Source organism: Deinococcus puniceus, assembly GCF_001644565.1.
Classification (GTDB): Bacteria; Deinococcota; Deinococci; order Deinococcales; family Deinococcaceae; genus Deinococcus; species Deinococcus puniceus.
Map to the genome: position 1 here is coordinate 240,156 of NZ_CP011387.1, position 17,789 is coordinate 257,944.

A 17,789-nucleotide genomic window follows, 5' to 3' on the forward strand; every position below is an offset into this window, starting at 1 on the left:
GGTTAAGGATAGCCGCGCTCCTGCGCCTTGTCAACCGGACTGTCGATTGCCGACCCCAAATCAGGGTGGTGTGGGCCTAAAACGGCACGGCCCGGACACTCTGAACCGGCGTGCGGGCGTTCGTGTCCAGCATCAGTTCTAGGTATTCGCGGCTTTGCAGGGCGTCGATCATGGCAAAGTCGGGGCGTTTGCCTCCCTCTGCGTGGATATAAATGCCTTTTTCCAGCTGTGTGTGACCGTATACGCCGAAAGCCAAGCCCGCCATCTTCACGTATTCCGGCGACTCGCGGAACCAGCGTTTGGTGGAGTGGTCGGCATAAAAGAGGTCGTCGTAGTAGGTATGGGCGGGCATAGGACTGACGTGCGCGAACTGCACCCCAGCGATGCGTACCTCACGCGGGAAGCCCTGTATCCACGTGCTGAGGTGGTGCGGTAGATGGATGCCCCCGTGTGCCGGGTCGAATTCCACATGCACCATGCCGCCTGTCGTGCCCAGCACATACGAGGTATTCAGCACAGCGTCGTCATGGTTGCCCAGAATGATATGCACCGCGTGTGGCGCGGCCTCCTGATAGGTTTTCAGGCGCTCCAACTGCTTGACCTGTTCCCGTGCGGCCAGAAACAGATGGTCGTGGTTGCGAGGATCAAAATCCAGCAGCCCAGTGAGGCGGGCATATTCACGCAGATTTTTGGGATGCACAAGGTCGCCTATCAGGATGACCTGATAGAGGCCCATCCGCACGGGCGGCGTCGGCAGTCCTTCCATATCCACACAACTCGCTGCCCGGAGTGCCCCCCACAGGCCGTCCCAGTCGGCGTGAACGTCTCCTATGGCAATAAACTTCTGCACGCGTCTCGCCTCCTGTCTGCTGGCTGTTGCCGCTGCGTATTCTGGCGCACGTCCGGGCCACGCTGCCGGGCAAATCCGGCGTTAGCCCTTCAGAATCCCCTGAAGTTCCTTGTAGATGGCCCGGCTCTCGTCCACCGTTTCGCCGTAGCCGCGCAGCACCACCCGCGCCGCCGCGCCGCCCTTGCCCGCCGCTTTCAGTTGCTCCATCAGGTCTTCGATGTGCCGCCGCGCTTTGTCCATCTGGGGGTCGCGGGGCGGTTCGGGCGGCAGAGGGACGGCCCCCGTCATGCTCACGGCCCCGTCCTCGGCGTCCGCGTCCAGATCAGAGGTATTGGCCCCGTCCTCGGCGTCGTATTCCACCCACTGGCCTTCTGTGCTGCTGCCCACCCCGAACAGGCGGCCCGCATCGGCCAAGGCAGCCAGCTTGGCATCGGCCAGCGAGTGCGCCTGCGCCAGCCCTTCACGCTGCACGCCTAGTACGGTCAGGCGGGCGCGCACCACAGGCGGCGTCATAGAGTCGCAGCCCCAGCCGATGCCCCACGCCGGGTCGACCCGGTCGAGCAGCGCGGCCAAGGCATCGGGGTCGGGGGCGGGCGTCACGCGGGCCTGATCGCCCCGGACTTCCAACGTTGCCCAAGCGGTCATGCTGGCACGCAGCGCCTCACGTACACGGTCTAGGTCGGCCATAGGCCCTGAGTCTAGCGGCTGGGGTGCGGGTGTGCAGCCACAGGTTTGGGAAAGATGGAGATGGGTTGTGGGCGGCTGCCAACCGACGCTGGAGAGAGCGTGAGCCTTTGCCCTCGCCGCTCGTGGGACTTGTAGAGCTTGTCTCGCAGAACGGACGCCTCGCCGCTGCGGAGTCGAGAGGGTGGTTCAGCAACGCACCTGTCCACACAGAAAAGGAATTCTGTTTGGCTGCTCCCACGCTTTCCCCCACCCCCAGCCCCCGCCCCCGAAGGGTGCAGGGGAGTTTGTCGCTGCGCTCGGCAGGATTGATCTTGTCGCGTCCACACTCGGCTAACTCGTTCGTCTGAAGCTGAATTGCCAGTCGTCTTGAGGATGGAATTGGCCCGCCCACTGCGTGGACGACGGCCTCACACTCAACGGGCGATAAGATTTTGGGTCTGCCATACAAAACAACCGGAGCGCCGTACTTGCTCCAGCGCCCCGCTTTTCCCACGTTCTACGATCTACTTTCTACGATCTCGCCAACGTTTACCCACCTAGCGCGTCAATGCCTCCTCCAACGCCTCGGCAAAGGCTTCTTCGTCATCTATCCACGGGTAATGTCCGGCGTCCAGCACGGTTACATCTGCGTCGGCGAGGTCGGCCAGCCAGCCGACTTGCTCCGGGTAGCTCGTGCGGTCATGTGCGCCCGCGATCACGGAGATGGGGCGGCGAACTTCCTGCAAAAAGGGCGTGTACTCAAACTCCCACATGCCCTGATACACCAAGGCTTCCTGCACCTCGCCGCCGCCTGCCAACTGGCCCCCGGCATCGGCAAATTCGAGGTGCATGCGGCTGGGCGCGTCTTTAAACTGCATGGCATTCAGCAGGTCGCGCCCGTTCAGCAGTTCGAAGGCGGCTTCTACGCGGGCGTTGCCTACCGCCGGATATTCGCCTTCCGGGGTGTTGGCCCGCAGGTCGGCGGCGGGGTCTTGAAGGGCCACTTTGCGGCGGGCGCTCGCCTCGGCCAGCAGGGTCAGGGCCAATTCGGGAAAATGTACCCACGGATTGACCACCACCACCCGCGCCGTCGTTTGAGGATGCCGCCGCGCATACTCCAGCGCCACGAGTGCCCCAAACCCGTGCCCCAGCGGGATAACCTTGCCCAAATCCAGATGATCGCGCAGGGCTTCCACATCGGCCACCAACGTATCCAAATCGAGTGCGGTGTCGCCCTGCTCGGTGTCTTCCAGTGGCCCGCTGCGGCCCGAGCCGCGCTGATCCAGATAAATCACGCGGCGGTGTTCCAGCCGTTCTCCAAACAGCGCCCGAAAGGAATAACTGTTGTAGCCGGGGCCGCCGTGCAAATAGATGATGGCTGGAGCGTCGGCATCTTCTGGCCCGGTCACCTCAAAATACAAATCTGCACCGTTCAGGCGCTCTTCAAAGGCATCGTCAGACCACGTCATGCGGGCATTCTAGGGCAGGGGCGGGGGCTTGGCCGGGCGAGTCACAGCGTCTCAGGGTCGAGGGTCTAAGGGCCTAAGAACAGAGGTTGAAGTTCATGGCTCAAGGCCCAGAGCTCAAGGCCTGCCTCCCCCTGCGCCGATTCCCAGCGAACCTTTAGCCTGCCGTCACGCACAGGCCAGAGGCGGGCGCTATGACTGGAGGTATGACCAAAAGCGATGACGGCACTCTGGGCGGCCTGCCCAACGACGCTGGAAACGGCATGAGCGAGCGGGCCGGGTACACGGACGAGTCGGAGAGCGGCATGACTGACACGCCCACCGTCACGGGCGGCCCCACACGCACCCGCGACGCCGATGGAGCCGTGCCCCAGCAACCCGGCCAATCGGACAGTGCGGCCAGCACGGGCACCAGCTTCGGCACCACTCCGGGCGACGACAAGGGCCAGTAAAGGGCTTCCCTGCCGCCGTAGCCCGCAGCGGCCTATCATGCCCCTATGAATCTCCTTCCCCGTCTGATGGGTGTGCTGGGCGTCCTGCTGATCGTGGGCGCACTGGTGCTGCTGTTTGCCAACGTGATTTCCATCAATCAACTGCACGCGGTGGCCTCCGCACTGCGGAACAACACCACCGCCAATCCCGGACTCAGCGTGATGCTCACGGTGGGCTTGGCGGCCATCGGCGGGTTGTTGGCGGGTGCGGGCGGCGTGCTGGCTCTGCGTGGCCGGCGGAACAAGTAGCCATTCAATAAGTTCCTAAGCTGGTCGTCAAACCTCAGGTCGTGCAGTCTCATGCACCCTCCACAGCCCGATGAGGTGTGGGGGGTGGTGTCGTGCTGAGTTGAACGGCCTGTCTACATAGGCCGTGCAGCTTCAAATGTAATCTATGTACACTTGAATATCGATTTATTCACAATCGATGAGTGGAAAGGGGAGCCCATCGGAAGGGTCGAGCGACGTGGCATTGTCTCAACCCATTCAGCTTTGCAGAGGTTTCCTTTGGTCAGGCAATTCGGGATGGGTGTCTTTCCGGGTTGCACCGTTCAAGTTCCACAGGTTCGTTCTGAGGGCAGGGTGGAGACGCGGCCTGCTGGTTTAGCGGCCAACTCTGCGGCCAACGATCAGAAGGGATCGCGGCCGTGCATGGGAGGAATAACGAGATGACCCAAAGTTTATGGCAGCAGTTGACGCGCACCAAGACCGCAGATGCGGAGGCGGAAGGCGCACACGGTGGGAGCGGCGAACTGGGCCGCTCCCTGAATCTTTTTGCACTGGTGATGCTGGGGGTCGGGGCCACCATCGGCACCGGAATCTTTTTTGCGATGGCCGAAGCCGTACCCAAAGCTGGCCCCGCCGTGGTGTGGTCGTTCGTATTGGCGGGGGTGGCGGCGGCCCTGACCGCGCTGTGCTACGCCGAGCTTGCGTCTAGTATTCCGGCGTCTGGGTCTGCTTATTCCTACACCTATGTTTCTATGGGCGAGCTGGTGGCCTACATCGTAGGGGCGTGCTTGCTGCTGGAATATGCGCTTGCGGCCAGTGCTACGTCTATCGGTTGGTCGGAGTACCTCAACAACTTCCTCACCAACTCGGTAGGCTGGAGTATCCCCGAAGCTTTGCGCTCGCCCATGATCGTGCGCGGCGAGGCAGGCATGGAGATTCACGCTGGGCACATCAACTTGCCGCCGATCATTTTGGTGGCTATGTGCTGCTTTTTGCTCTTGCGCGGCGCGCGCGAATCGGCGGCCATCAACGCCGTCATGGTGCTCATCAAGGTCGGCATTTTGCTGTTCTTCGCGGTGGTGGCGTTCACGGCCTTCAACCCCAGCAACTTCGTGCCCTTCAATCCATTCGGCCTCAGCGGTACGGACGATGCAGGAAACAAAATCGGAATCGTGGCTGCAGCAGGCACCATCTTCTTCTCGTTTATCGGCCTAGACACGGTGGCGACGGCGGGCGCAGAGGTCAAAAACCCCAAGCGCAACGTGCCGCTGGGCATTATGCTGGCCCTGCTGATCGTGGTGACGGCGTACATCCTGATTTGCGTAGCTGCGATGGGCGCACAGCCCGCCGCCGCCTTCAAGGATCAGGAAGCAGGCTTGGCCGTGATTTTGCAGAACGTGATGCAGGCCAAGTGGCCCGCTGTGCTGCTGTCGGCTGGCGCAGTGATTTCAGTCTTCAGCGTCACGTTGGTCACCATTTACGGCCAAACCCGCATCTTGTTTGCCATTGGCCGCGACGGCCTGATTCCCAAAGCGTTCCAGTCCGTAAGTCCCCGCACGTTGGCCCCGGTGGTCAATACGGTGTTCGTGTGCGTCATCGTGGGCCTGATCGGGGGATTCGTCGATTCGGGCTACTTGTGGGACATGGTCAGCATGGGCACACTGGTGGCCTTTTCGCTGGTCTCGGTGGGCGTGATCGTGATGCGTTACAAGGCCCCCAATCTGGAGCGCGGCTTCAAATTGCCCTTTGGCCCGTGGGTCATTCCCGGCCTGAGCGTGGCCGTGTGCCTGTTCATCGTCAAAGACCTGCCCACCGAAACGTACCGCGTCTTTTTCATCTGGATGGCGGTGGCGTTGACGGGCTACTTTGCCTACGGCATCCGGCATTCGCGCTTGGCCCAAGGGAAAAAGCGCCCATGACCCTGCTGCCCATCACTCCAGTGCCCCCAACTCCGCTGCCCGCAACAACGGTGCTGGTGGGCTACACCCAAGATCAGGCGGGCCGGGAAGCTTTGGCGCTGGGCCGCCTGCTGATGGGCCAGACCGAGGCGCATCAGACCAAGGCCGGACAACTGATCGTCTGCACTGTCGTCCCCGAAGTCTGGAATCATCCGTCTCTGAGTGCCGTGGATCAGGAATACGCCCGGTATTTGGATGAACACGCCCAAGAAACGCTGGCGAGTGCTCGGAACCTGCTGCAAGATGTGCCGCAGGTGCAAGTGCAATATCTCAAACACGCGGCCAAGTCCACCACCGCAGGCCTGAGTGAAGCGGCGGCACAGGCCGGGGCCGATGTATTGGTGGTCGGCTCAGCCCGCAGCAACGGCGGACGCCTGAGCCTTGGCAGCGTTTCGGGCGAACTGCTGCACCTGTCGAGCTTGCCGGTAGCGCTGGCCCCGCAAGGATTTGAACCCCAGCCCGGTCAGGTGGTTACCCGGCTCAGTTGCGCCTACGCCGGAACCGAAGTCTCGAACAGCACCGTGCTGGAGGCGCTCCGGCTTGCGGGGCGTTTGGGTGTGCCGCTGCGGGTAGTGGCGTTTGCCGTGCGAGACCGCCAAATGTACCCCTCGCTGGCGGGCTACAAAGCTGAAAACATGATCGTGGATGCTTGGCGGGAGCGCACGAAATCTGCGCTGGAGCGGTTGCAGGAGCAGTTGGCCGGACACTCGCCGCCTATCAGCGTGGCCCTCGCAGACGGCGAATCTTGGGAAGAGGCATTGGGGCAGGTGGACTGGCACCCCGGTGAAGTCTTGGCGCTGGGATCAAGCCGGATGGGAATTTTGGCCCGCGTCTTCCTCGGCTCGAATGCCAGCAAAATTATTCGCGCCTCGCCTGTGCCCGTGCTGGTGTTGCCGAAAGTGGGGTGAACGCTCTAAACCACTCCTAACCGCTTTTCCTCTTCATACAACCGCTCATCCACAAACCGCTTCAAGAGCGTTTGGTAAGGCACTTGCTTCAGCGCCGCTACGTGTCTGAGGCGGGCTTCCACGTCTGCATCTAAGCGCAGGCTCGTCATAAAAGTGGCTTTGGGCTGACGGGGTTGGCGCGGCGTTGGGCGCTCCGCACTTCCGCGCAGGCGGGCAGCGAAAGCCTGAACTTCTGAATCGTGCTTGCCTTCTTCAATCAGGTCAGGGCCGAGGCTGTGGGTCTGCCAAAACGCAGCGAATTCCTCTTCTGTGGCAAAGTCGGGAATTTCGCTCCGAGAATTGACGGGCAGGAGTTCCGGCGAAGCTGCTTCTGGCGGTGATATTTTGGCGGTGTCGGTCATCTTCACTCCTCATTCTCATAGCAGCTGAGTTCTTCGGCAGTGGCAGGCCGCGCCGTCACTACCCGAATTTTATGGCCCCGAAGTTCTGAAAAGATGACCAGCACGCGCCCTATTTCCGTAGCTCCCAGTGAGCCAAAACGTGGCTGGCCTCGCGGCCCTCGGTGGGCGGCGACACTCAGCACCGCAGGATCGGCCAAGACTTCCTCCGCCTCTTCCGGCTCGACTTTGTGCCGGGCAATGTGTTCCAAGTTGGAGAAATCCCAGTCAAAGTTCATTGGCTGGGATTGAGTATATACGATTGTAGATAAGTTGATTTCGGTAGAGTGTTGAGGTTACACCTCCAAAGCCAACTTATCTACATCGTTTAGCAGCGGCGTGCCTGCCGGATACTCGCCGTTGAAGCACGCCAAGCACAGGCCGGGGCCACTGACGGCTTCTGCCAGCCCGCGTTCGCTAATGAAGGCCAGCGTATCGGCCCCGATCAGTTGGCGGATTTGCTCCAAGCTGTGCGTGCTCGCCACCAGTTCTTTGCGGGCGGCGGTGTCGATCCCGTAAAAACACGGGTGCTTGATGGGCGGGCTGGACACCCGGAAATGCACTTCGGTGGCCCCGGCGTCGCGCAGCAGGTTCACGATCAGGCTGGACGTGGTGCCGCGCACGATGGAGTCATCTACCAAAATCACCCGTTTGCCGCGCACCGCACTGGTGGGCGAGAGCTTCATCCGCACTTTCAGGTCACGGGCTTCCTGCGTGGGCGCAATAAAGGTGCGGCCCGCGTAGGGATTCTTAGACAGGCCGTAGTCGAAGGGCAGGCCACTTTCACGGGCGTATCCGATGGCCGCGCCGATGCCGGAATCGGGCACAGGCACCACCACATCGGCCTCTACGGGATGTTCGCGGGCCAGTTGCATGCCCATGCGAATGCGGCTGGCGTAGGTGTCCACGCCGTCCAGTTCTCCGTCGCTGCGCGCAAAATAAATCCACTCGAAGGCGCAGGGCGTCGGGGCGGCGGGATGCACCATCAGGCTATGCAGGCCGTTTTCGTCCACCCAGACCAGTTCTCCGGGCAGCACGTCACGCAAGAGTCTCGCGCCCACCGTGTACAGGGCGCAGGGTTCAGAGGCGATCACGTATGCGCCGTCGTCGCGCTGCCCGATCACGAGGGGCCGCACGCCGTTGGGGTCGCGGAATCCGATCAGGGCCGTGCGGCTCATCAGTACGCAGGCATAACCGCCCTTCAGTTGCTGCATAGCTCCGGCGGTGGCTTCCACCAAGTCCATGTGCGACTCGCGGGCAATCAGGTTCAGCATCACCTCAGAGTCGTTGGTGGTGGCGAAGAGTGCGCCTTCCATCAGCATCTGGTTGCGAACTTCACGGGCATTCACGAAGTTGCCGTTGTGCGCGAGGCCCAAAATGCCCTTGTTGGTGCGGGTCGTGAGGGGCTGAGCATTGAAGCGCAGGTTGCTGCCAGTGGTGCTGTAGCGCACATGCCCGATGCTGACGCGGGCGTTGGGCAGGCGCACCCGCTCCAGCCGCCGCTCGTCGAAGACCTGCGTGACCAGTCCGAGGTCTTTTTCCACGTGGAACTTGTCGCCGTCGCTGACGCACATGCCTGCCGCTTCCTGCCCCCGGTGCTGGAGGGCAAAAATACCGAGGTAGGTGAGCCAAGCCAGATCAAGCGCGTGCGGCGAGTACATGCCGAACACGCCGCATTCCTCGCGGGGCTTGTCGAGGGCGGGGTCGAAATCGGCGTCCATGTCTGGGCTGTCTGTCCAGTTATCACCCACCATCATCCCAAAATCTCCCGCAGGGGCGCGTCGTAGGCGGCTTTCAGTTCCGAGAGCTTCACGCTCAACTGTAAATCTTGGTCGGGCAGCGAAATGGTCACGCTGTCACCGCCGCTGAGGCCGAGGCGGGTAAACGGCACATTCAGTTCCGTCAGGGTGCGCTCGGTGGCGTCCGCGTCGGTGACGGCCACGATGACGCGGCTGTGCGCTTCGCCGTACAGCCGGGCGTCGGCGCGGGCGGTTCCGGGCAGGGTCACTTGCAGCCCCACGTCACTCGCCATGCCCATTTCGGCCAATGCGACGGCTAGGCCACCTTCGGCGCAGTCGTGCGCGGTGTCGGTCAGGTGGGTGCGAATCAGGGCCAATGTTCCGGCGATCACGCGGGCCTCCAGACCGAGGTCTAACGCAGGCACGCGGCCCGCTTCCAGCCCATGCACCGTTTCAAGGTACTGGCTGGCTCCGATGGAATCGCCCACCTCACCTAACAAGTACAACGTCTGCCCCGCCGCCTTGAGGTTCAGCGTGGCCCGCACGTTCACATCAGGCAGCACACCCACCATGCCAATCGTGGGGGTGGGGTGAATTGCCACCGTGCGGCCTGTGGTTTGGTCTACGTACTGGTTGTAGAGGCTCACGTTGCCGCCCGTGACCGGAGTATTCAGGGCGCGGCAGGCGTCGGCGATGCCCTGCACGGCCTGCTGAAGCTGGTAATACACCTCGGGGCGGTGCGGGTTGCCAAAGTTCAGGTTGTCGGTGATGGCGAGCGGCGTCGCGCCCACGCAGGCGAGGTTGCGGGCGGCTTCGGCCACAGCGGCGGCGGCTCCGGTATAGGGGTCAAGTTGCACAAAACGCGGGTTGCAATCGCTGGTGGCGGCCACACCCTTATCTGACCCCTTTACCCGCATCACGGCGGCGTCGGCGACTCCGGGCACCACCACCGTATTGGTCATCACCTGATGGTCGAAACGTTCGTAGATGGGCCGTTTGCTGGCAATGGTCGGATGCGCCAGCAGTTGCAGCAGCACGCTTCCGAGGTCGGTGGGCACGGGCAGGCCGCTCAGGTCGCGCTCACGGGCCGCCTTGATGTCTTCAGATTCCACGCCTTCGCGGGTGTATTTCGGGGCTTCGTTCAGCAGAGCTACGGGCAAATCACAGACCACTTCGCCACGCCACGTCAGGCGGTAGCGGTCATGGGCCTCCACCTGCCCGATGTCGATCACGTCCAGTTCCCACTTGTCCAGCAGGGCGTGCATCTCATCTTCTCGCCCCGGAACAGGCACCAGAATCATGCGCTCCTGAGACTCCGAGAGGCACAGTTCCATCGGCACCATGCCCGATTCGCGGGTGGGCACGCGGTCTAAATCCATCGTGATGCCCAGTCCGGCGCGGTAGGCCATCTCGCACGTGCTGGACACCAAGCCCGCCGCGCCCATATCCTGCACGCCTGCTACCACGCCCGCGTTGATCACGTCCAGCGTGGCTTCCAGCAGCAGTTTTTCCATGAAGGGGTCGCCCACCTGCACGGCGGGACGGTCTGCTTGGCTGGCGTCGCTCAGGTCGGCAGAGGCGAACACCGCGCCGCCCAGTCCGTCGCGCCCAGTTTTGCTGCCCACGTACACGATCCGGTTGCCCACTTCGCCCATGGTGCCTTTTGCCAAATCTTCGTGCCGCAGCAGGCCGAGGGCCATCACGTTCACCAGCGGGTTTTCCTGATAGCTGGGGTGAAAGGTGACTTCGCCGCCCACGGTGGGCACGCCAATCGCGTTGCCGTAGTGCGCGATACCGTCGACTACGCCGTTGACCAGAAAGCGGGTGCGGGGGCTGTCGGGGTCGCCAAAACGCAGGCTGTCCAGCACCGCAAAGGGCCGAGCGCCCATCGCAAAGATGTCGCGCAGGATGCCGCCTACACCCGTTGCCGCGCCCTGCACGGGTTCTACGGCGCTGGGGTGGTTATGAGATTCCATCTTGAACGCCACGCCCCAGCCGTCGCCGATGTCGACTACGCCCGCATTCTCGCCGGGGCCTTGCAACACCTGCGGCCCAGTGGTGGGGAAGGCGCTGAACAGGGGCCGGGAGTTCTTGTAGCCGCAGTGTTCAGACCACATCGCGCCCACGATAGCGGCCTCTAAAGCATTCGGCTCGCGGCCTATGCCATCTACCAACAGGTCGTATTCGCTTTCGCTGAGGCCGAAGGTGGCGGCGCGGTCACGCAGGGAGGGAGCGCTTGCGGTCATGCTTGCTCCTTCCTGCCCAGCGCCACTTGCCCCCGGTGATACGCGATGTGCCGCACATGCATCCCGAGGGCGGCGAGGCGGGGGCGCTCTCCGGTGGGGGCACTGGGGGAAAAGGTCATGCCCTGCATTTCGGTGTCGCTGGCAGCGGCCAAATACGCCACGGCTTTCGCGCCTACGTCGTCCAGATGGGCCAGAATCGCGGCCTTGTCTGCGGTCTCGCTGACTGGTGCGGCTTCGGTACCCATCGGCCCCACCCAGGGCTTGTCTTCCCAGCCCAGATGGTGATAGTTCGGCGTGCGGTCTTGCAATACCGTCAGGCGCACCCACTCGGCAATGTGGAGGGCGTGCCACGCGGGACTGTGGCCCAATGTGGCGGTAGCAAAAGCCTCGGTGGGCACAGCGTCTAGCACGGTGCGGAAGGCCTGAAACTCGGCGGTGTACTGCTCGGATAAGAATGCTTGTAGACCCGTCATTTGACCAATACTCCCTTCAGCGACTCGAACAGCCCGCGCCCGTCTTCGCTGCCCAGCAGGGCTTCCACGGCGCGTTCGGGGTGCGGCATCATGCCCAGCACGTTGCCCCGTTCGCTGATAATCCCGGCGATGTCGTTCAGACTTCCGTTGGGGTTGTCCACATACCGGAAGACCACGCGCCCGTCGCCTTCCAGCCGCGCCACCGTTTCAGGGTCGGCGTAATAGTTGCCCTCGCCGTGAGCAATCGGGATCTCAATGATCTGGCCTGCTGTGTACGCGCCCGTAAAGGCGGTGTCGCTGGTTTCTACGCGCAGATGCACCGGGCGGCACAGGAAATGCAGGTCGGTATTGCGGCTGAGTGCCCCCGGCAACAGGCCAGCTTCGGTCAACACCTGAAAGCCGTTGCACACGCCCAGCACGTAGCCGCCGCGTTCGGCATGGGCCTTGACCGCGTTCATGATCGGGCTGCGGGCCGCCACTGCACCGCTGCGGAGGTGATCGCCGTAGCTGAAGCCTCCGGGCAAAAACACCAAGTCGGTGCCAGCGGGCAAGCCGTCGTCGGTGTGCCACACGAATTGGGCGTCCGGATCGAGGGTCAGGCGGGCCGCGTGCAGGGCGTCGCCGTCGCAGTTGGAGCCGGGGAATTGGATGACGGCGACGTTCACAGAGAAGACCCCTCTGCCCTGCGGGCATCTCCCCTCAAGGGGCGAACAAAAGCACTGTCCTCCCCTCTCCTGCGGAGCTTTTCAAGTTTGAGGGGGGGCGTTGCACAGCAACGGGGGGGGTTCGCACGGCCCATCACTGTGCCACCACGCCTGCTTCTTCCAGCTCCCAGCGCACGTCTTCCATCACGGGATTGCTCAGCACGTTTACGGCCATGTCTTGCAGGCGGGCTTCCACCTCGCCGCGCTCGCCTTCCAGTTGCAGCTCAATCAGTTTGCCCACACGCACGCTGCTGGCCTGCTGCCCCAGATGAGACAGGGCCCGTTCGACGGTGCGTCCCTGTGGATCGAGGATGGACGGCTTGAGGGTCACGAACACTTTGGCTTGAAACACGGTGGCTTGAAACACTGTGGCTTGGTCGGTCTTGGTGGGTTCGGGGGACATGGTGGCTCCTCCTGTGTTTAAGGGGCGGGGAAGTCTAAGGGTCGAGGGTCTAAGAACGGCAAAAGAAGGTTGTAGGTGGGTGTTGGTCAGAGAAAAGAGGCGAAGGCAACGGGGTTTCGGCCCAGCGCCTTAGACCCTTGACCCTTAGACCCTCAGACGCCTTGTGTCACGCGCTTCAGCATTTCGGCATAGGCATCTTCCACGCCGCCCAGATCGCGCCGGAAGCGGTCTTTGTCCATCTTCTCGTTCGTTTCGGCGTCCCAGAAGCGGCAGGTATCGGGGCTAATTTCGTCGGCCAGTACGATTGAGCCGTCGGCCAGCTTGCCAAATTCCAACTTGAAGTCGATCAGTTTGATGCCGCGTGCCAAGAAAAATGGCGTCAGGAAATCGCGCACTTGCAGGGCCAGTTCACGAATGCGGGCCAGTTCGGTTTCGGTAGCCCAGCCGAGGCTGACGGCGGTATCGGTATTGATGAGCGGGTCGCCCAGCGCGTCGGATTTGTAGCAGTACTCCACCACCGGACGGGGCAGGGGCGTGCCTTCTTCTATGTTCAGCCGCTTGGAAAAGCTGCCCGCCGCCACGTTCCGCACGATCACTTCCACAGGCACGATCTCTACGGCCTTCACCCGCTGCTCCCGCTCGCTCAGCTTCTCTATGAAGTGGGTGGGAATGCCCGCCGCCTCCAGTTGCGGATAAATGGCCGCCGTGATCGCGTTGTTGATGGCTCCCTTGCCGCCAATCTGGGCCTTCTTCACCCCGTTGAAGGCGGTGGCGTCGTCCTTGTATTCCACGATGTATACGGCAGGATCGGCGGTGGCGTACACGCGCTTGGCCTTGCCCTCGTAGCGCAGTTCTCCAAGGTCGGGGTGGGGCTGAAAGTGCGCGGGCTGGGTCATAGATTCGCTCCTATTTCTTTGGCGGCTAAGCACCGGGGCATCAAAGTAGAACGGGCGTCTCCCCAAGTCTGACCGGGGCAACGCTCGAAGGTGGCGGTGCTGAACATAGTTGAAACCTCCATCACCGTCTCTCGGACGGACGAGCCAACCCACACGGGGCCGGGGGCGTCTCGCGGGACGCATTTGGAAGAACTGCTCCAGACAACTCGGAGAGCAGCCGAATGGTGTACAGAGAACGCGCCCAAGCACGCCGACTGCCGTACACCACCTTAACACCCTCAGCCGGGGCCGGGGCGGGGTTGTTCATGCGGGCTGGACGGGGGTGGTAGACGGGGTGACAACAGAGCTGATGTGGGTCAGGCCCAAGAATGTGAGAGGATTTCCCCTATGCTGACCAGCTTGCAGCCCCCGTTCTTTTCGGCCATCAAGGATTCCCGCCGCGTCCTGATCGCTGGAATGGGAGGCGGCTTCGACGTGTTTTGCGGCCTGCCCTTGTATTTCGCCTTGCGGGCCGAGGGAATGGAGGTCACGCTAGGTAACCTGTCCTTCTCCTCATTCTCGCCGCTGGCTCCGCATCCTCTGGCCCCAGCGCTGATAGAAGTTACGCCAGAGTTTCGCGTCTCAGAGAGCGAATATTTTCCGGAATACTACCTGTCCTGCTGGCTGCAAGCGCAGGGCGAAACGCCACATGTTTTCGCGCTACGTAAAACAGGCGTTCAACCTCTGTTGGCGGCCTACCGCGCTCTGGTCAAGCATCTGAGCATAGACACCATCATTCTGATCGACGGCGGCACAGACGCCCTGATGCGCGGCGACGAGGCGGATTTGGGCACACCCCATGAGGACGCTGTGAGCTTGTGTGCCGTCTATCAGTTGGCTGAAGAAAGGCCAGAATTGAAAACATACATGGTGTCACTGGGATTCGGCATAGACCATTTTCACGGAGTCAGTCATTGGAATGTGCTGGAAGCAACGGCAGAGTTGGCCCGCGCTGGGGCTTATCTGGGATCGTTTAGCCTCACGCCGGAGCAAAGGCCTGTGCAACTGTACCGGGCAGCGTGCGAGGCTGTTTTTCAGCAGATGCCGCGTCATGTCAGCATCGTGAACAGCAGCATCCTGAGTGCCATAGAAGGTCAATACGGTGACTACCACGCCACGGATCGCACACGCGGTTCAGAACTGTGGATCAATCCGTTAATGGCGCAGTATTGGTGCTACGAACTTGTCCCGGTGGCCCGCCGACTGCAATACCGTCAAGCCTTGATGGACACACTTACCCTGTCGGACGTAGACAAAGTAATTCGCAGACACCGTGATTCGGTGAATCTCCGGCCTCGCCACACGCTGCCCATCTAGGCTCTCCGGGCACCATTGCTCCTGCATGTGCCTTACGGGATAGGGCGAGTCAGCGGGTCGGCCAACTGGCCCGCACGAAGCGTTCACGGCCTGCCAGATCAGGCAAGACCTCGGCCACCGCGCCCAGACTTCTGGCTTCGGCGGCCAGCGTGGGCGCGTTGCGAGGGTCAAGTTCCAGCAGCAATACGCCGCCTGCCACAAGTGCCGCCCGCGCCTGCACCAAGAGGGGCCGTGCCACGCTCAGGCCATCGGCTCCGGCATACAGGGCCAAGTGAGGATCGTAGCGCACTTCGGGGTCGGCGCTGTGCTGGTCGGCGTCGGGCAAGTAGGGCGGATTGCTGACGATCAGATCGAAAGGGCCAGCTAAACCTTGCAGCAAGTCCGCCTGCATAAACTGCACGTCCAGCCCGTTCAGCGCGGCGTTTTCCTGTGCCAATGCCAAAGCCTCCGCGCTGATGTCGGTGGCGGTCACGGCGGCATCGGGGCGGGCAACTTTCAGGCCCAGTGCCAGTGCGCCCGTACCTGTGCCTACGTCCAGCACGCGAGGATTGACTCTGCCGCGCAAGGCTTCCAGCGCCAATTGCAGCAGCCATTCGGTTTCGGGCCGAGGAATCAGCGCCCGCCCGTCCGATTTCAGGCGCACGCCGCCCCATTCCACTTCGCCCAACAGGTGCTGCAGCGGAATGCGGGCGGCTCTGGCATCGATCAGGGCCAAGAGTCGCGCGGCCTGATCTTCCGACACTTCCCGATCAGACGATAAGAACAGGGCCGTATCGCTGAGGCCCAACACGAATTTCAGCAGTTCGCGGGCATCGGTTTTCGGGGAAGGCAGGCCAATTTCTGCAAAGCGTGAGGAGGCCTGAAGTTGCCAAGTGTTGACCGTCGCCACAGACAATGCTGGAGCGTGCTAGCCGTGCCGAGGCCGAATAATCAGGCGGCGGGACGCGCCCTCGCCCACCGATTCGCTCATCACGTCCGGGTGTTCCTTCAGGGCGATGTGAATCACGCGGCGCTCGGAGGCGGGCATCGGCTGAAGCTCGTGCGCTTCGCCGCTTTTGGCGACCTGAATGGCGAGGCGTTCGGCCAATTTGGTCAGGGTGTCGGCCTGCCGTTTGCGGAAGCCGCCCACATCGATTCGCACGCGCAGATCGCTGCGGCCCGCCTGTTTCGCCAGCACCGTATAGGCGATCACCTCTATGGCTCCCAGCAATCGACCGTCGCGGCCTGCCAGTTTGGCGGCGTTTTCACCTGTAATCTCGGCTTCCAGCGCGTCCTCGGCCTGCTGCACCGACACGCTGAGGGTGTCGTCCATCCGGCTGGTCAGGGCGTTCAGAAAGCGTTCCAGCACTTCTTTGGGGTCTTCATTGGGCGTGCCTTCGGCGGGCAAAGCGTCTGCCGGGGCGTCACTGACAGGCGGCGGCGGCGTGACCTCGTCCTCGTCGGCCTCGCTAATTCCCAAGCCCGCGAGATAGTCGTCGAGGTTCGTGCGGTTGTCCATACGATCAGTTTACTGCGGAATTCTCACGATTCCCTCTCAGATTCAGATTGGATCAGCTTGGTCTGTGTTTTGTGGCTGGGCGGCCTGCCTCGCAAACTCTGCCGCGCTGCGTTCCAGCATCTCGAACATGCTTTCGAAGCCTGCCTTCCCGCCCAGATACGGGTCGGGCACGTCTGCGCCGGGGGCGAGTGGGTCAAAGTCGCGCATCAGGCGCACGCGGCTTGCGGCTCCGGGCGTTCCGGCTAGGGCGCGGGCCTCCGCTGCGTTTTGGGAATCCATCGCCAGAATGACGTCATAGTCGACAAAATCACGCCGGAGCAGTTGCCGCGCTTTGCCCGTCAGCCTCAGCCCATGCCGCCGCGCCACGTCTATGCTGCGCGGGTCGGTGGGCCTGCCCACATGCCAATCGCCTGTGCCCGCGCTGTCGACCACAGCGTCTACCCCAGCCGCCGTCAATTCCCGCCGCAAGAGCGCCTCGGCCACCGGAGAACGGCAGATATTGCCGAGACACAGGGCCAGAACGCGCAGGGGAGGGGAAGGGGGCATGGGGATAGTGTGGGGCATTTGGGGGTGTGGGTGAACCCCCCGTTGCTGGCGCAACGCCCCCCTTAGACTTGAAAAGCTCTGCTCCGCAGCTCTGCGAGTCCGCAGGAGAGGTGGGGACACAAGGTTTTGCGCTCCCCTTTAAGGGGGGCTGGCTGCGAACTGATACAGCTCCGCAGGAGAGCAGACTGGGGGGTTGACACGCGGCCCCAACGGAAAAAGTGGATCGCAGCCGCAGTTTCCCACGATCTACGATCCACCCTCCACGATCAAGCTGTTATCTGTTCGGATTCACCACGAGCGGTGTTATTGGCTGCGCTCGATCAAAAACGCCTTTTCGATGATGTCGGGCGTGCCGGGGTAGCCGGGCTGAATGCGGGTGAGACGGTCTAGCACGTCCAGCCCTTCCACGATGCGGCCAAAGACGGTGTGCTTGCCGTTCAGGTGGGGCGTGGCGGTAAAGGTCACGAAGAATTGGCTGCCGTTGGTGCCGGGGCCACGGTTGGCCATGCTCAGCACGCCTTTTCCGTCGTGGCGGTGGTCGCTACCAAATTCGTCTTCAAAGTCGTAGCCGGGGCCGCCGCTGCCCGTGCCAGTGGGATCGCCCGCCTGCGCCATGAAGCCGTCGATGACGCGGTGAAACTTGATGCCGTCGTAGTAGTGATGACGCAGCAAGTAGGCGAAGGAGTTGACGGTCACGGGGGCGTCGTCGGCAAACAGGTCGACGATCAGGCGGCCTTTGCTGGTGTCCAGCACGGCGCGGTAGTCCTTGCCGGGTTCGATGCCGTCTCCGAGTTCGGGGGCAGCGGTGAACTTGATCTGGCGCTCGGCGCTGAGTTCGGGCGTGACGGTAAAGCCTTGGGGCAGGTCGGTATAGGCGTCGCTCATGCGGGCATTGTAGCGGGCCTAGTCACACAGTCAGCTTTC

The 17,789-nt window shown here is 62.5% G+C and carries 20 protein-coding genes; 5 read left to right on the plus strand and 15 right to left on the minus strand.

Going from position 1 to position 17,789, the window contains the following annotated elements; translation table 11 throughout:
- Positions 1-76 precede the first annotated feature (76 nt).
- From SU48_RS01155 to SU48_RS01165, 3 genes are all read right to left on the minus strand, one after another.
- A complete protein-coding gene (locus SU48_RS01155) occupies positions 77-850 on the minus strand; it encodes a metallophosphoesterase (protein WP_064013644.1) in 774 nt (257 codons plus the stop codon).
- A gap of 81 nt (positions 851-931) precedes the next feature.
- Positions 932-1,537 carry a hypothetical protein gene (locus SU48_RS01160; protein WP_064013645.1) on the minus strand — a complete coding sequence of 202 codons (606 nt, stop codon included), beginning with the start codon at positions 1,535-1,537 and terminating at the stop codon, positions 932-934.
- Between the two features lie 536 nt (positions 1,538-2,073).
- On the minus strand, positions 2,074-2,985 hold the full coding sequence (locus SU48_RS01165; RefSeq protein WP_064013646.1) for an alpha/beta fold hydrolase: 912 nt from the start codon (positions 2,983-2,985) through the stop codon (positions 2,074-2,076).
- Between the two features lie 203 nt (positions 2,986-3,188).
- Here SU48_RS01165 and SU48_RS01170 point away from each other — a divergent pair, with 203 nt between their 5' ends.
- From SU48_RS01170 to SU48_RS01185, 4 genes are all read left to right on the plus strand, one after another.
- The gene (locus SU48_RS01170; protein ID WP_064015767.1) at positions 3,189-3,434 is read left to right on the plus strand and encodes a hypothetical protein; all 246 of its coding nucleotides are present in this window, start codon (positions 3,189-3,191) and stop codon (positions 3,432-3,434) included.
- A 45-nt stretch (positions 3,435-3,479) separates the two neighbouring features.
- Complete coding sequence (locus tag SU48_RS01175) at positions 3,480-3,722, plus strand: hypothetical protein (RefSeq protein WP_064013647.1); 243 nt, start codon at positions 3,480-3,482, stop codon at positions 3,720-3,722.
- Between the two features lie 419 nt (positions 3,723-4,141).
- Positions 4,142-5,620: an APC family permease gene (locus tag SU48_RS01180; protein ID WP_064013648.1), complete on the plus strand. Its 1,479-nt coding sequence runs from the start codon at positions 4,142-4,144 to the stop codon at positions 5,618-5,620.
- The gene (locus SU48_RS01185; RefSeq protein WP_064013649.1) at positions 5,617-6,567 is read left to right on the plus strand and encodes a universal stress protein; all 951 of its coding nucleotides are present in this window, start codon (positions 5,617-5,619) and stop codon (positions 6,565-6,567) included. Before SU48_RS01180 ends, SU48_RS01185 begins: the two co-directional genes overlap by 4 nt.
- 5 nt (positions 6,568-6,572) lie before the next feature.
- Here the strand turns inward: SU48_RS01185 and SU48_RS01190 are convergent, their stop codons facing one another.
- The 8 genes from SU48_RS01190 to purC all read right to left on the minus strand — a co-directional run bounded on the left by SU48_RS01190 (position 6,573) and on the right by purC (position 13,465).
- Entirely contained in the window at positions 6,573-6,968 is a 396-nt protein-coding gene (locus SU48_RS01190; protein WP_064013650.1) for a hypothetical protein, read from the minus strand.
- Between the two features lie 2 nt (positions 6,969-6,970).
- Positions 6,971-7,243 carry a BrnT family toxin gene (locus tag SU48_RS01195; RefSeq protein WP_064013651.1) on the minus strand — a complete coding sequence of 91 codons (273 nt, stop codon included), beginning with the start codon at positions 7,241-7,243 and terminating at the stop codon, positions 6,971-6,973.
- A 57-nt stretch (positions 7,244-7,300) separates the two neighbouring features.
- Entirely contained in the window at positions 7,301-8,758 is a 1,458-nt protein-coding gene (purF, locus tag SU48_RS01200; protein ID WP_197474694.1) for an amidophosphoribosyltransferase, read from the minus strand.
- Positions 8,758-10,989, minus strand: a complete 2,232-nt coding sequence (gene purL / locus SU48_RS01205) for a phosphoribosylformylglycinamidine synthase subunit PurL (RefSeq protein ID WP_064013652.1) — start codon at positions 10,987-10,989, stop codon at positions 8,758-8,760. The genes purF and purL overlap by 1 nt, the downstream gene beginning before the upstream one ends.
- The gene (locus SU48_RS01210) at positions 10,986-11,462 is read right to left on the minus strand and encodes a DinB family protein (protein ID WP_064013653.1); all 477 of its coding nucleotides are present in this window, start codon (positions 11,460-11,462) and stop codon (positions 10,986-10,988) included. Before SU48_RS01210 ends, purL begins: the two co-directional genes overlap by 4 nt.
- The gene (gene purQ / locus SU48_RS01215) at positions 11,459-12,127 is read right to left on the minus strand and encodes a phosphoribosylformylglycinamidine synthase subunit PurQ (RefSeq protein WP_064013654.1); all 669 of its coding nucleotides are present in this window, start codon (positions 12,125-12,127) and stop codon (positions 11,459-11,461) included. The genes SU48_RS01210 and purQ overlap by 4 nt, the downstream gene beginning before the upstream one ends.
- A gap of 133 nt (positions 12,128-12,260) precedes the next feature.
- Positions 12,261-12,569, minus strand: a complete 309-nt coding sequence (gene purS / locus SU48_RS01220; protein WP_064013655.1) for a phosphoribosylformylglycinamidine synthase subunit PurS — start codon at positions 12,567-12,569, stop codon at positions 12,261-12,263.
- A gap of 152 nt (positions 12,570-12,721) precedes the next feature.
- Positions 12,722-13,465, minus strand: coding sequence for a phosphoribosylaminoimidazolesuccinocarboxamide synthase (purC, locus tag SU48_RS01225; RefSeq protein ID WP_064013656.1), 744 nt, complete (start codon positions 13,463-13,465; stop codon positions 12,722-12,724).
- Positions 13,466-13,864: 399 nt separating this feature from the next.
- On the opposite strand from purC, the gene SU48_RS01230 reads away from it, so the two are divergent.
- Complete coding sequence (locus tag SU48_RS01230) at positions 13,865-14,821, plus strand: DUF1152 domain-containing protein (protein ID WP_231881652.1); 957 nt, start codon at positions 13,865-13,867, stop codon at positions 14,819-14,821.
- 49 nt (positions 14,822-14,870) lie between these two features.
- On the opposite strand, the gene prmC is transcribed toward SU48_RS01230, so the two are convergent.
- The 4 genes from prmC to SU48_RS01250 form a co-directional block, all read right to left on the minus strand.
- A complete protein-coding gene (gene prmC / locus SU48_RS01235; RefSeq protein WP_064015769.1) occupies positions 14,871-15,710 on the minus strand; it encodes a peptide chain release factor N(5)-glutamine methyltransferase in 840 nt (279 codons plus the stop codon).
- An 18-nt stretch (positions 15,711-15,728) separates the two neighbouring features.
- Positions 15,729-16,319 carry a Jag family protein gene (locus tag SU48_RS01240; protein WP_064013658.1) on the minus strand — a complete coding sequence of 197 codons (591 nt, stop codon included), beginning with the start codon at positions 16,317-16,319 and terminating at the stop codon, positions 15,729-15,731.
- A 42-nt stretch (positions 16,320-16,361) separates the two neighbouring features.
- Complete coding sequence (locus tag SU48_RS01245) at positions 16,362-16,865, minus strand: low molecular weight protein-tyrosine-phosphatase (RefSeq protein WP_064013659.1); 504 nt, start codon at positions 16,863-16,865, stop codon at positions 16,362-16,364.
- Between the two features lie 303 nt (positions 16,866-17,168).
- On the minus strand, positions 17,169-17,750 hold the full coding sequence (locus SU48_RS01250) for a peptidylprolyl isomerase (protein WP_064013660.1): 582 nt from the start codon (positions 17,748-17,750) through the stop codon (positions 17,169-17,171).
- Positions 17,751-17,789 lie beyond the last annotated feature (39 nt).

Excerpts from the sequence above, each read along its gene's own strand:
- SU48_RS01185 (WP_064013649.1), top strand. The coding sequence starts at position 5,617 with ATGACCCTGCTGCCCATCACTCCAGTGCCCCCAACTCCGCTGCCCGCA.
- SU48_RS01190 (WP_064013650.1), bottom strand. The coding sequence starts at position 6,968 with ATGACCGACACCGCCAAAATATCACCGCCAGAAGCAGCTTCGCCGGAA.
- purC (WP_064013656.1), bottom strand. The coding sequence starts at position 13,465 with ATGACCCAGCCCGCGCACTTTCAGCCCCACCCCGACCTTGGAGAACTG.
- SU48_RS01245 (WP_064013659.1), bottom strand. The coding sequence starts at position 16,865 with ATGCCCCCTTCCCCTCCCCTGCGCGTTCTGGCCCTGTGTCTCGGCAAT.
- SU48_RS01240 (WP_064013658.1), bottom strand. The coding sequence starts at position 16,319 with ATGGACAACCGCACGAACCTCGACGACTATCTCGCGGGCTTGGGAATT.
- SU48_RS01195 (WP_064013651.1), bottom strand. The coding sequence starts at position 7,243 with ATGAACTTTGACTGGGATTTCTCCAACTTGGAACACATTGCCCGGCAC.
- SU48_RS01180 (WP_064013648.1), top strand. The coding sequence starts at position 4,142 with ATGACCCAAAGTTTATGGCAGCAGTTGACGCGCACCAAGACCGCAGAT.
- SU48_RS01210 (WP_064013653.1), bottom strand. The coding sequence starts at position 11,462 with ATGACGGGTCTACAAGCATTCTTATCCGAGCAGTACACCGCCGAGTTT.
- SU48_RS01250 (WP_064013660.1), bottom strand. The coding sequence starts at position 17,750 with ATGAGCGACGCCTATACCGACCTGCCCCAAGGCTTTACCGTCACGCCC.
- purF (WP_197474694.1), bottom strand. The coding sequence starts at position 8,758 with ATGGTGGGTGATAACTGGACAGACAGCCCAGACATGGACGCCGATTTC.
- purS (WP_064013655.1), bottom strand. The coding sequence starts at position 12,569 with ATGTCCCCCGAACCCACCAAGACCGACCAAGCCACAGTGTTTCAAGCC.
- SU48_RS01175 (WP_064013647.1), top strand. The coding sequence starts at position 3,480 with ATGAATCTCCTTCCCCGTCTGATGGGTGTGCTGGGCGTCCTGCTGATC.
- SU48_RS01165 (WP_064013646.1), bottom strand. The coding sequence starts at position 2,985 with ATGACGTGGTCTGACGATGCCTTTGAAGAGCGCCTGAACGGTGCAGAT.
- SU48_RS01170 (WP_064015767.1), top strand. The coding sequence starts at position 3,189 with ATGACCAAAAGCGATGACGGCACTCTGGGCGGCCTGCCCAACGACGCT.
- SU48_RS01160 (WP_064013645.1), bottom strand. The coding sequence starts at position 1,537 with ATGGCCGACCTAGACCGTGTACGTGAGGCGCTGCGTGCCAGCATGACC.
- purL (WP_064013652.1), bottom strand. The coding sequence starts at position 10,989 with ATGACCGCAAGCGCTCCCTCCCTGCGTGACCGCGCCGCCACCTTCGGC.